Raw genomic sequence first — 12,989 nt, 5'->3', positions numbered from 1 at the left:
ATTGTAGTCAGTGTCACAGCTAGAGGAGCCCTATGTCATCAGCAACCGATTACGACGTGATAGTGGTGGGTGGCGGCCATAATGGCCTCACCTGCGCCGGCTATCTCGCCAAAGCGGGGAAGCGCGTGCTCGTGCTCGAACGGCGGCCTATCGTCGGCGGCGCCGTCTGCACTGAAGAGGTCATCCCCGGCTACAAGATCGATGTCGGCTCGTCGGCCCACATCATGATCCATCTCACTCCGATCGTGCGCGACCTCGAACTCGAACGGCACGGCCTCGAGTACATCGACATGGATCCATACGCCTTCTACCCCTTGCCCGACGGGAGCGGTGCGATCTACTTCTACCGCGATGTCGAGCGCACGTGCCAGAGTATTGCCACCGTTAGCCCGCGCGACGCCGAAGCTTACCGGCGCTTCCTCGACTTCTGGACGCCGCTGAACGAGGCGGTGTTCGATGTCTTCCTCAATCCGCCCTCGGTGACGCGCCTGTTCGGCAAGGTGGCGTCGAGCATTCCGCGTTTGCCCAAGGCCGAGCAGCAGGTGCTAGAAGTGACTCGCCGTCTCTTCACCAGCTATGCGCAGTTGATCGAAGAGACCTTTGAGAGCGAGGCAATGCGAGCCGCGATGACGTGGCTCGCTGCTCAGAGTGGGCCACCACCAGACGAGATCGGGGCTGGTGACTTCTTTGGCTGGCATGCGATGCTGCACTACAGTGGCGCCAAGCACCCACGTGGCGGGTCGGGCATGTTGACCCAAGCCATGGCCCGCTCGCTCAAGGCGATGGGCGGCGAGGTTGTGCTCGACGCGCCCGTGCGCCGGATTATCGTTCAGAATGGTCGTGTGCAAGGTGTTGAGACTGAAGACGGCCAGCGTTACTCGGCCCCGATTGTGGTCTCGAATGCGCACGTGCTGACCACCTTCCTGCAACTGGTTGGCCCCGATCACCTCAGCGCCGATCTGGCGCGCCGGCTCAACCACATTCGGATTGGCAACGGCTTCGGTATGACGGTGCGCTGCGCTGCCGAGGAGCTGCCTGACTACACTGCGGCTCGCAGTTATGGCCGCCCGCACGAGAGTCACCACGGCTTGCAATTACTTAGCCCCAGCATGAACTACGTCCGCCGCGCTTACGAAGACTATCTGCGCGGTCAGCCAAGCCGTGATCCGGCAGTGATCGCGATGACTTTCTCGGCGATTGATCCTGATGTTGCTCCACCCGGCAAGCACACGGTCTTTCTCTGGTCGCAGTATTTCCCCTACCAGCTCAGCGATGGTCGAAACTGGGACGACATCCGCGAAGCGGTCGCCGACTCGATCCTCGAAGTGCTCTACCGCTATGCGCCCAACATGCGCGGTAAGATCATTGACCGCTTCATTCAAAGCCCACTCGACCTTGAGCGGCGGATCGGGCTGCTACGCGGGAATGTGATGCACGTCGAGATGAGTTTTGACCAGATGTTTTTCTTCCGCCCTCTACCAGAGCTGGCCGGTTACCGCACGCCGATCCGCGGTCTCTACCTCACCGGCGCGAGTACCCACCCCGGCGGCGGTGTCTTCGGTGCCAGTGGCTACAACACGGCCCGCGTCGTGTTGGCGGATACTAGTGCTCGGCGCTGGGGGCCAATCGTATTAGGCGCAGGAGCGCTTGCCGCCGGTGCGGTGCTCGCCGGACGCAGGCTGTTGCGCCCATAATTGAACCGCAGCGAACGTAGAGGGGGCAGGGGGGAGCGTACCCTCTGCCCCCTCTGCGCCCCTGCGGTACTACTACCCGCTACCTGCGCGTTTGCCGGCCCCACCAACTGCCGGCACGCTCAGCCAAATCGCTACCGAGCCAGCGATCGAGCAACACTAGTGGCGTCTTGGCTAAGCGGGGCCGCCAGCCGGCCAGCGTCAACGTATATGCTGCATAGCGCAGCGCCGTGCGTAACGAACCGTTGCGCGCTTCGAGGTTGGTCATCGCCGCGTAAATATCGGCCAACACCTCCCGCCGCGCCGGCGATAACTCTGGCATCACGGTAAAACTCTGCTCGGCGATCTGCAACCACTCGCGATAAAAACCGGCAAACTGCGTCACCGTCTTCGAGGCGGCATGCAGCCGGTAGGTCGCCACCACGGTAGACGTGGGTTGAAACGGGCCGAGTTGGGCCAGCCGCACCCAATACGCGGTATCGAGGGCGTACCGCATGCGTACATCGAGCGGGCCGGTTAAGCCTACCGCTGTCCGGCGCAGAAAGACGGTAGGCTGCATAGGAATGAGCAATCGAAGCAGAGCGAGTGGATGATACGGGCGGGCCGCGATAGTGTACAACGGCTGGCCCTGCGCATCGGTATAGCGCGCGTCGGCATAGACGGCAACCGCCGCCGGATGAGCTTGCAACGCCGCCACCTGCGTGGCAATCGCTCCCGGTAGGTAGGTATCGTCGCTATTGAGCCATGCCAACACCGATCCGCGCGCCCGTGCCCAACCTCGGTTAATCGCGTCAGCTTGGCCAGCATCGTTGCCCACCACCAGTTGCACTCGCTCATCACCGGCAAACGCGCGCAACACCTTCGGCGTCTCATCACTGCTGCCGCCGTCAATCACCCATATTTCGAGGTTAGGGTAGTCTTGCGTCAGAATGCTGTTGAGCGTTTCCCCGATATAGCGCCCTTGGTTGAGTGACGGCACGACAATGCTCACGAGTGGCTGTGCCGGATCGCGGATCGGTGGTGGTGGAAGGTCAGCGGTGAGGTGGGCATACGCTACCCACGTTGGATATTCAGCGGCAAGCGGGTTCATTGGTTTTTAACCTAGAATATGGGCAGAGCGTTGATTCTCGTTGGCAAACGTCTCGTTCCCTGAACACATATCTGCCCAGCGCGTGAGATCACCGGCTGCGCTATTTTTTTCTCTTGTTCTGAGAGAGCGGCACTTAGGTGAAGACGAACATACATATCGCCTCTCAGAGCCTCGCCACTCATGAAATTCGCCTTTCACCTCATTGAACATCTTTGATGCTTGCTGATGCTGCTGGCCTCTGCTACTATAGCAATTACATTTCATTGCGCCTTGTTTGACATACTGTACAACTGCTATGATCGTACCACACCCGTCATCAGCGTTGATTGGATTGCGTCTACTCGCCGACGAAACTCGCTGGAAGCTCATCACTGCTCTGCGTGACAGTGACTGGCAAGTCGCGGAGTTAGTGACGGCAACCGGCTTGGCCCAAAATCTGGTTTCGTACCACCTGAATATGCTGCGGCAAGCTGGGTTAGTCAACGCCCACCGCAGTGACGCTGACGGGCGGGTCATCTATTACAGCTTGCACCTCGCCGCACTAGAGGCATTGCTCGCGCAAGTTGGCCATGAATTGGCCCTGCCGGAACCAACCGTGCCGCCGTTGCCGCCCGTCACCGTCGCATTCTTGTGTCGCGCCAACAGTGCCCGCTCACAGATGGCCGAAGGCTGGTTACGCGCACTGAGTGGCGGGCAAGTAGGGGTGTTGAGTGCCGGCACTCACCCGCAACCAATCCATCGACTGGCCATTGCCGTCATGGCTAAAGCTGGTGCGCCAATCGATCAGCAGGTAGCCAAACCGATTGACGCTATCCTTGATCAAAAACCGCAAGTGATCGTGACTGTGTGCGATATTGCTCGCGAGGAGTGTCCAGTGTGGCCCGAGTCGGCACGTCATATTCATTGGAGCATTCCTGATCCGGTGGCTGTAACCGGTACCAATGAGGAGCAATACGCTGCGTTTGTCGCCGTGCGTGACGAGCTGCGCGAGCGAGTGCGTGGGTTGTTGGCGCTGTTACCAAGGTGGTTCAACGTGCAGTGACGCGCAAACATTACCTTACCGATCGCCATCGGCTGCCAAATAGTCGGCCCGCGGCGGGCTAAAGGTGTCGATCGCCAATGTCTCTTCCAGCGTCCAAACCGCATGCGGCGTACCGCCGGGAATAGCAACCGAACTGCCGGCAGCGGCTTCGATCAGCTCGTCGCCAAGCTGAAAGCGCAAACGACCACTAACAATATAGGCGACCTGATCTTCAGGATGGCTGTGCAACGGCACATGGCTGCCTTCCGTCAGTCGTACTTCCATCTGATACATTCGATCAGTCAACGCAATCCGGCGGCGAAACACGCCGGGAAACAATTCGATCCATGGCCGTTCGGACATAGGGCCTCCTGTGTTAGGGATGATCGCGCCGATTCTGCCGTGATGATACCAAAAAAATCATCGCGCCGCACGGCGCGATGAGGCGATCTCGATCACATGACGATGATGGGAGCCGCATGACTGTGCGGCTCGACGGAGGTATATTACGCGGTGGTTTGGTAGGTCGCCAACACGGCGCCGGCTTCAACCGTCGCCCCGACTTCGACCCGCACCTCGCCGATCGTGCCGCTGTGAGGGGCGGTAATCTCGTTCTCCATCTTCATCGCTTCCACGATGAACAACACTTGGCCGGCTTCAACCTGCTGACCATGGGCCACCCGCACCGCCACCACCCGACCTTGAATGGGGCTGATCACGCCATCAACCGGCGCGGCCAGCGCCGTCTTCTTCGGCGCCACGCGGCGCGGCGCAGGGCCGCGCACCGCCGCCGGCTGGGGCGGGACAAGGCTCATACCATCGCCGAACACGGCCACGCCAAACCGCCGCCCGTTCACTTCCACCGTAAACCGGCGCGGTTCCGGGGTCGGCTCTGCCGGGGCTGGCGTGGCCGCCGGCGGCATCAGCTCGGCTGTGCGGGTGAGCAGCTCTGGGTGGCGCGGAATGAAGTTGACCGTTGCCGCGCCAGCCACAAAGACCGGGTGTTCGAGGGCGGCAAGGTGAAAGGGGATGATGGTGGTGACGCCTTCGATGCGGTACTCGGCCAACGCCCGCCGCATGCGCGCAATCGCCTCCTTACGGTCGGCCCCCCACGTAATCACCTTCGCCAATAGCGAATCGTAATGCGATGGCACAGTGTAATTGGCCCGCACCCCGCTGTCTACCCGCACCCCCAACCCCACCGGCTCGCGGTATTCACCGATCGCGCCCAACGCCGGGCGGAAGTTGTGCAGCGGATCTTCGGCGTTGATCCGGCATTCAATCGCGTGCCCACGCGGCACGAGGTCTTCCTGCTTCAGCCAGAGTTTTTCCCCTTGAGCAATGCGGATTTGGGCCGCTACCAGATCGACGCCGTAGACCATCTCGGTCACGGTGTGCTCGACCTGAATACGAGTATTCATTTCCAGAAAGTAGTACCGCCCGTCTTGATAGAGAAATTCAAGCGTACCGGCGCTGACATAGCCGACCGCTTTGGCCAGACGGACTGCCGCTGCCCCCATCTCGGCGCGCAGCTCAGGGGTGAGCGCCGGCGAAGGGCATTCCTCGATGAGCTTTTGATGGCGGCGCTGCACCGAGCAGTCGCGCTCGCCGAGCGCTACCGCATTGCCGTAGCCATCGGCCAGCACCTGTATCTCGATGTGACGCGGATCATCGAGATACTTTTCGACGTAGAGTTCGCCGTTCTTGAAGGCGACCTCCGCTTCGCGGCGGGCCGCAGCAAACGCCTCCGCCACCTCTTCCGGCGAGCGCACCACTCGCAAGCCGCGCCCACCGCCGCCGCCGACCGCCTTAATCGCGATCGGGTAGCCAAACTCCTTCCCCAACCGCTTCACTTCAGCCGCATCGGCCACCGGCTCAAGCACGCCGGGCACCAGCGGCACACCTGCCGCCGTTGCTTCTCGACGGGCCGCTGTCTTTCCCCCCATCCGCTCCATCACTTCTGCTGGTGGACCAATAAAGACTAAGCCGGCAGCAGTGACTGCGCGCACAAAGTTGGGGTTTTCAGCCAGAAAGCCATAACCGGGATGGATCGCCTCGGCGCCGGTGGCTTTGGCGGCGCGAATAATCGCTTCGATGTTCAGATAGCTCTCCGCCGGCGATGGTGGGCCAATCAGATAAGCATCGTCGGCATAAGCCACATGGGGCGCATCACGGTCGGCCTCTGAATAGACAGCCACGCAGCGCAGACCCAATTCGCGGCAGGCGCGCATCACGCGCAAAGCAATCTCGCCGCGGTTCGCAACTAGTACTGTACGAAACATTGCAGCCGCTCCTCAATGCTGCTTGCGCCGCTTCAACGCTGTGCGGCACGGGTGCCAATTGTAGCATAGCGCGCCGTGTTACAGAGATGGCATCAGCCGGCCTAGCACCTGTTCGGCAGCGAAAGCAGTCCGCAGCAGCAGCGGTTCGTTCCACGGGCGAGCCACCAGTTGCGCCGCGCGCGGCAAGCCGTCGTCACCCATACCTGCCGGTAAGCTCAGTGCCGGCCAACCAAGGAAATTCCACGGCCCGGTGAATGAGGTCGGCGTCGGCACCCCTAACGCCGGCGCCGGGCCGGGTACGACCGGTGTTATCAAGAGATCGATCTCGGCTAAACGGGCCGCTACTCGTCGTCGTAACGCTGCCCGTGCCTGCTGCACCCGCGTCACGTCAGCCGGTGAATAGATGAATGCCGCCAAAATACGCTGGCGCATAAATTCACCGTACTCGTCGAGCCGGGTGCGCAACCACGGCAGATGCAGTGCAGCGGCTTCCATTGCCAGCAATGCCTGATTCAGCAACCGTAGTTCTTCGAGTTCAGGCACTTCAATGGGCGTCACAGTCGCCCCCTGTCCGGCTAACGCATCGGCGGTGCGCTGCATTGCCGCCAGCTCGGCGGGGCCGGCCATCGTCTGCCCGCTGCCATCAGCGGTTACCAGACCCACGCGCAAGTTGCGTACCCCGGCTACCAAACCGCCACCGGTAAAGTCGGGCGCTGGCCGCAAGGTGCGCGGATCGCGTTGGTCTGGTCCAGCGATAACACTGAGCAGTAATGCTGCGTCGGCTACTGTGCGCGCCAGCGGCCCAGCATGATCGAGCGACCACGAGAGGGTAAAGCCGCCGGCCAGACTCACCCGGCCATAGGTGGGTTTGAGTCCAACGATCCCGCAGTGGGCTGCCGGAATGCGGATCGAGCCGCCGGTGTCAGTACCGATTGCCGCAAATGCCATACCGGTGGTTGTTGCCACTGCACTGCCACTACTGCTGCCGCCACTGTCATGCTGGCGGTTGTAAGGGTTGGCGGTTGGGCCGTAGTGTGCATTGTTCGAGCCGGGTGAGTAGGCGAACTCTGACATACGTGTTTTGCCGATAATGATCGCGCCAGCGGCGCGGAGCCGTTCAACGACGGTTGCGTCGGTCGCCGCCATCACACCGGCGCGAATCCGCGAACCTGCCGCGGTTGGGTAGCCGGCTACGTCGAACAGATCCTTCACCGCTACTGGTACGCCGTGCAGCGGGCTGCGCACCTTGCCCGCCGCCAGTTCGGCGTCGGCGGCGCGGGCATCGGCCAGCGCGCTCTCGGCCATCACGATCTGGAAGGCGTTCAACTCAGCATCATGATCGGCAATCTGCTCCAACACCTGCTCGGCTAGCTCCACCGCCGAGATTGTCCGCCGTTGCAATTGGTTCGCAATACCGAGGATGGTCGTCGGATCATCACTCGCCGGCAGGCCGCCGTTCGGTGGGCTGGCCGCTGGCGGCAGACTGGCCGCGTCGAGCATGTCAGGTAGTTGTTCGTGGTCAACTGCATCGAGCAGACGTTCGACGTCAGGCCAACGGCTGAGGAATCCCTTTTCGATGATACCGGCAAAATCGGCGTCGGTAGCCGGAATGCCGATAGCACGCAATGCAGCCCGCAACCGGTCGATGATGGTGGCATTAGACATGAGATGCTCCCGTTGTGATCAATTGAAGATTTCTCGTGCTGCTCGCTGTCCGCTATCGATCGCGCCATGCACCGTCTGGGGATTGCTGTCGTAGGCGGTGGCTTCGCCGGCGAAATGCAGATTGCCTTCCGCCGCAGCCAACACTGGTCGCGCCCACGCCATCCCCGGCGGCAGATGGGCATACCCGCCGCGTGCGTATGCGTCGGCGGCCCAGCGGTAGCGCCTGAATCCTACGCAGTGGGTCGCTACATCGTCGCGGCCCAGCAACTGGCCCAGTTCTGCCAAACCGATCTCGCGTACCGTCGCATCCGGCAACCGGTCGAGTACTGCTGCGCGTTCGGCAGTGACGTAGCAACAGAGTAACGGCGCAGCCAAATCGGGATGGGCTGGCGTCCACCAGCGAGCAAACAAGCCATTGTGGGCGGCGTAGGCAAAGCCTTCGTCCCAGAGCGGCGCATCGAACCAGAAGAAGTGTTTGGTTGCCGGGCGCGTGCGAAAGGCGGCAATTGCTGCCTGTTTGCCAGCCGAGAGCGGCGGGTCGAAACGGATCATCCCGGCGGCCAGCACTGCCACCGGTACGGTGATAATACAGTGCCTCGCCCCTAACGGGCCAGCAGTCGTGTGAACTGTCACGCGGTCGCCGTGATCGGTAATTGCCTGCACTGGCCTGCCGAGGTGCAGATCGAGGCCACGAGCAAGCCATGCCAAGAGGGTATCGTACCGCGCGCGCAGCCGGAACTCGCGCGGCCCGGCTCGATCCACCCGCTGCTCACGGGCCAGATCGAGGCAACTGAGCAGCTCGACTTCAGCGCAGCAGGTCTGAGCCAGCACCACATCGGCGATGCTCAGCGCCATCGGTGTGAATCCGTGTTGGCGCAGCTCATCAGCGAGTGAACAATCGGCGGCATCATCAGGGTACCGCTGCGCGAGTAAGTTCCATACTGCACGTGCCTGCTCAATCGCTCGTCGAGCTGGATCATCTGGCGACAGCTCGCTGATCAATCGAGCCGGTCTCCCCCAGCGCAAGCCGTTATACCGATCAACCTCGTCGAGCGTCAATCCAGCCTTCTCTGCCAGATCGACCGTGCTCGTCTGCGCGCCGTGGATCAGCTCTGCCCCCAACTCAATCGGGTACCACCCGCAACTGCGCTCCGTCCAGATCCGCCCACCAATCCGAGGCCGCGCCTCGATCACAATTACCTGCGCACCGACGTCGTGCAGCATACGAGCAGCAGCCAATCCCGCTGCCCCGGCTCCAATCACCGCGACATCGTACTCAGTCTCCGTTGTGTCAGCCATGCGCTCGCCCTTCATTCCTCGTCTGAGTTCCGTCCTTTGTTATGTATCAGCGTGCGAAACAATACCCAAGCTATTCCTGCCTCGCCTTCGCCCACTCAAATCCCGATCGAGACATACTTAATGTCGAGATACTCATCAATCCCGGTCGGCCCACCCTCGCGCCCGATCCCACTCTGCTTGACACCGCCAAACGGTGCTTGGGCGGTTGAGGGAATCGGATCATTGATACCGATAATCCCATATTCCAACCCTTCGGCCAGCCGCCAAACCCGACCCACATCGCGGGTGAAAGCGTAGGCGGCCAATCCGTAGGGAGTGTCGTTGGCCATGCGAATGACCTCAGCCTCATCATCGAACGGTATTAACGGCGCAACGGGGCCAAACGTTTCTTCACGGGCCACAAGCATATCGCTGCGCGCATCCAGCAGCACTGTCGGCAACCAGAAGTTGCCGCCGAGCGGGGCTGGGCCGCCCCCAACCACTACCTTCGCTCCGGCCGTAAGCGCATCACGCACGTGGCGCTCAACCTTCTGCCGGGCCTGTTCATCGATCAGCGGGCCAATCTGCACCCCGGGCTGTAAGCCGTCGCCAACGGTCAACCGCGCTACTTCGGCAGCAAATCGTTCGGCGAAATCGGCGTAGATTGAGCGTTGCACAAAGATCCGATTCGCGCAGACGCAGGTCTGGCCGGCGTTACGAAACTTCGAGGCGATCGCGCCACGCACCGCTGCATCGAGATCAGCATCGGCGAAGACGATAAACGGCGCATTGCCACCCAATTCTAGCGACACCCGCTTGAGCGTATCCGCCGACCGCCGCATCAGCTCCTTGCCGACTTCGGTGCTACCGGTAAAGCTAATCTTGCGCACGCGAGTGTCGGCGAAGATCGTATCAGCAAACGGACGCGGGTCTTGACATGTGATGATATTAACTACACCGGGAGGCGCGCCGGCTTCGGTAAAAAGTTGACCGAGCGCCAGCGCCGAGAGCGGCGTCTGCTCGGCAGGCTTGGCGATCACCGTGCAACCGGCAGCAAGGGCCGGCCCTAACTTGCGGGTAATCATTGCGCTTGGAAAGTTCCACGGCGTGATCATTGCCACGACCCCCACCGGTTGGCGCAGTACCAGAATCCGTTTGGCGTTGGTTGAAGCAGGGATCGTCATCCCGTAGATCCGCTCGGCTTCGCCGGCAAACCAACTGAGAAAACTCGCCGCATACGCGATCTCACCTCGCGCCTCAGCCAGTGGCTTGCCTTGTTCGAGGGTCATAATCGTCGCCAGCTCCTGCTGCCGTTCGAGCATCAACCCCGCCACCCGGCGCAGCAGCGCTGCTCGTTCACCAGCCGGCGTCGCTGCCCATCCCGGTTGGGCGGCCACTGCCGCTGCAATGGCTGCTCTTGTCTCGGCCACGCCAGCATCGGGCACATACCCCAACACGGTAGCGTTGGCCGGGTTTATCACGGCAAAGGTTGCTCCATTCTCCGCCTCACGCCACTCGCCGTTAATGAGCAAGCGTAAAGGCAACGTCGCCAAGATTCCTTCTGCCATCACTGACATGATGCGCTCCTTTCACAACCAAACCAACCGCGAAGGCGCAAAGGGTAATAAACGCAAAAGGTGCAAAGGCACCAAGAGACGCAAGGTTGGGTAATATTTAGCATACCCGTTGGCTAAAACGAACACCATGTTATGTCTGAACCTTCTATGGAATTAGCTTACACTTGGTACCATACTACCCATTGATTAGAACAAATCCCATATCGTGTCTGAACCTTCTGTGAAATTAGCTTATACTTGTACCACCGTTGCGTTCTCTGCGCGCTTTGTGCCTTGGCGTTTCCCCCGTTGCGTTCTCTGCCGGCAAGAAGCGATATACTATACAGTAATCAGCCGATACAAGACGAGCGATCCATGATGAGTCAGCCCCATCCCTTCTATTCCATATACCGCCACGGCTTTGCCCGCCTAGCTGTTGCCATCCCGACGGTACAGATCGCCGAGCCAACAGTAAATGCAGAGCGCACCATTGCCTTGGCCCATCGGGCCGCTGCTGAAGGAGCGGTATTAGCCCTCTTCCCCGAACTCGGCATTTCGGCCTACAGCAACGACGATCTCTTCCACCAAACTACGTTGCTCGACGCCGTTGAGCAGGCGGTGGCCGCGATAGTTCACGCTTCGCGCGAGATAAATGCGCTTCTCCTCGTAGGTGCGCCACTGCGGCACGAGGCTCGTCTCTTTAACTGTGCAATTGCCATCTGTAGCGGCCAAATCGTAGGAGTAACCCCAAAGAGTTATTTACCTAATTATCGCGAATTTTACGAAAAACGCCACTTCGCCGCCGCTCGCGACGCGATCGGCGACACCATCCGCGTCGCCGGCCAGACCGTACCTTTCGGCACTGATCTCATCTACGAAGCGCCGGCAATTCCCGGTTTTGCCGTACATGTTGAAATCTGTGAAGATCTGTGGACACCACTGCCGCCGAGTACGTTCGCTGCGCTAGCCGGTGCGACCGTGCTCTGTAACCTGTCGGCTTCGAACATCACGATTGGCAAGGCCGACTACCGGCGGGCATTATGCCTAAGCCAATCAGCCCGTACCATTGCTGCGTATCTCTATTCGGCAGCAGGCTTAGGTGAAAGCACAACCGATCTCGCGTGGGACGGTCACGCCCTGATTTGTGAAAACGGTGAACTCTTGACCGAATCGCAGCGTTTTCGCGACGACGAGCAGATCATCTTCGCCGACGTTGATCTAGAGCGATTGCAGCAAGATCGCATGCGCCAAACCAGCTTCAGTGACAGTATTGGCGATTACCGCGAACGATTGCGTCACATGCGCAAGCTTGCGCTGCCGATCACCCCGCCGGTTGTGACCGATCTGCGTCGCGAGGTCGCACGGTTTCCGTATGTACCGAACGACCCGGCCACCCGCGACGAGCGTTGCTACGAAGCGTACAACATTCAGGTGCATGGTCTCATCCAGCGTATGCGCAGTGCTAAGGTCGAAAAGGTCGTGATCGGTGTGTCGGGTGGCCTTGATAGCACGCAGGCTCTGATTGTGGCCGCGCGCGCTATGGATCGACTTGGCCTGCCACGCCAGAACGTCTTGGCCTACACCATGCCCGGCTTCGCCACCAGCAGCCGAACCCGGGCGAATGCCCACGCCCTTATGGCCGCGCTTGGCGTCAGTGCTCACGAGATTGACATCCGGCCCTCGGCCTTGCAAATGCTGCGCGACCTTGGCCACCCTGCCGGTGAAGGCGCGCCGGTGTACGACGTCACCTTCGAGAACGTACAAGCCGGTGAACGTACCTCGCACCTTTTCCGGCTGGCCAACTACCACAACGCAATCGTTGTTGGCACCGGCGACCTGAGCGAATTGGCGCTCGGCTGGTGTACTTACGGCGTCGGTGACCAGATGGCGCACTACAACGTCAACGCCTCGGTGCCAAAAACCCTGATCCAGCACCTGATCCGCTATGTCATTCGCAGCGGTGAATTGGGTGAGGAAGCGAATCGCGTGCTGACCGATATTCTCGCCACCGAAATCTCGCCCGAACTAGTGCCGGCGACGGCCAACAGCGACGACAAACCGGCCCAGCGCACCGAGGCGATCATCGGGCCGTATGCGCTACAGGACTTCAACCTCTACTACATCACCCGCTACGGCTTTCGGCCAAGCAAAGTCGCATTTCTCGCAATGCATGCGTGGCGTGACACGCAGGTTGGCGCATGGCCAGAGGGCTTACCAGCGCACGAGCGACGGGCCTACGATCTCCCCACCATCCTGCACTGGCTGCGGGTTTTCCTCTACCGCTTCTTCCAAATCAGCCAATTCAAACGCTCGGCCATGCCCAACGGCCCCAAAGTCGGCTCAGGTGGCTCCCTCTCGCCGCGGGGAGACTGGCGCGCGCCGAGTGACGCCAGCGCTGCGGTCTGG

9 protein-coding genes are annotated in these 12,989 nt (G+C 60.9%); 3 read left to right on the top strand and 6 right to left on the bottom strand.

Features of this window, described 5'->3' with window-relative positions; all coding sequences use genetic code 11:
• Positions 1 to 32 precede the first annotated feature (32 nt).
• Entirely contained in the window at positions 33 to 1,694 is a 1,662-nt protein-coding gene (locus tag Q1A59_RS15240; RefSeq protein ID WP_298402455.1) for an NAD(P)/FAD-dependent oxidoreductase, read from the top strand.
• 79 nt (positions 1,695 to 1,773) lie between these two features.
• Here the strand turns inward: Q1A59_RS15240 and Q1A59_RS15235 are convergent, their stop codons facing one another.
• Positions 1,774 to 2,781, bottom strand: coding sequence for a glycosyltransferase family 2 protein (locus Q1A59_RS15235; protein ID WP_298402457.1), 1,008 nt, complete (start codon positions 2,779 to 2,781; stop codon positions 1,774 to 1,776).
• A 295-nt stretch (positions 2,782 to 3,076) separates the two neighbouring features.
• On the opposite strand from Q1A59_RS15235, the gene Q1A59_RS15230 reads away from it, so the two are divergent.
• Positions 3,077 to 3,823: a metalloregulator ArsR/SmtB family transcription factor gene (locus Q1A59_RS15230; RefSeq protein WP_298402459.1), complete on the top strand. Its 747-nt coding sequence runs from the start codon at positions 3,077 to 3,079 to the stop codon at positions 3,821 to 3,823.
• 15 nt (positions 3,824 to 3,838) lie between these two features.
• Here the strand turns inward: Q1A59_RS15230 and Q1A59_RS15225 are convergent, their stop codons facing one another.
• From Q1A59_RS15225 to Q1A59_RS15205, 5 genes are all read right to left on the bottom strand, one after another.
• Positions 3,839 to 4,165, bottom strand: coding sequence for a cupin domain-containing protein (locus Q1A59_RS15225; protein ID WP_298402460.1), 327 nt, complete (start codon positions 4,163 to 4,165; stop codon positions 3,839 to 3,841).
• Between the two features lie 143 nt (positions 4,166 to 4,308).
• Positions 4,309 to 6,084, bottom strand: coding sequence for an acetyl-CoA carboxylase biotin carboxylase subunit (gene accC / locus Q1A59_RS15220; RefSeq protein ID WP_298402461.1), 1,776 nt, complete (start codon positions 6,082 to 6,084; stop codon positions 4,309 to 4,311).
• 78 nt (positions 6,085 to 6,162) lie between these two features.
• Positions 6,163 to 7,749 carry an amidase gene (locus Q1A59_RS15215; protein ID WP_298402463.1) on the bottom strand — a complete coding sequence of 529 codons (1,587 nt, stop codon included), beginning with the start codon at positions 7,747 to 7,749 and terminating at the stop codon, positions 6,163 to 6,165.
• Positions 7,750 to 7,767: 18 nt separating this feature from the next.
• Positions 7,768 to 9,048 (bottom strand): NAD(P)/FAD-dependent oxidoreductase, encoded by a 1,281-nt coding sequence (locus Q1A59_RS15210; RefSeq protein WP_299645204.1) that lies wholly within the window; start codon positions 9,046 to 9,048, stop codon positions 7,768 to 7,770.
• A gap of 95 nt (positions 9,049 to 9,143) precedes the next feature.
• Complete coding sequence (locus tag Q1A59_RS15205; RefSeq protein ID WP_298402466.1) at positions 9,144 to 10,604, bottom strand: NAD-dependent succinate-semialdehyde dehydrogenase; 1,461 nt, start codon at positions 10,602 to 10,604, stop codon at positions 9,144 to 9,146.
• A 357-nt stretch (positions 10,605 to 10,961) separates the two neighbouring features.
• On the opposite strand from Q1A59_RS15205, the gene Q1A59_RS15200 reads away from it, so the two are divergent.
• The coding region (locus Q1A59_RS15200; RefSeq protein WP_367280905.1) for an NAD(+) synthase at positions 10,962 to 12,989 on the top strand (2,028 nt) is incomplete at its 3' end.

It is taken from the genome of uncultured Chloroflexus sp. (genome assembly GCF_937951745.1).
Classification (GTDB): Bacteria; Chloroflexota; Chloroflexia; order Chloroflexales; family Chloroflexaceae; genus Chloroflexus.
The sequence above is the reverse complement of the archived record's forward strand: the minus strand, read 5'-3'. Positions and strand labels throughout refer to the sequence as shown.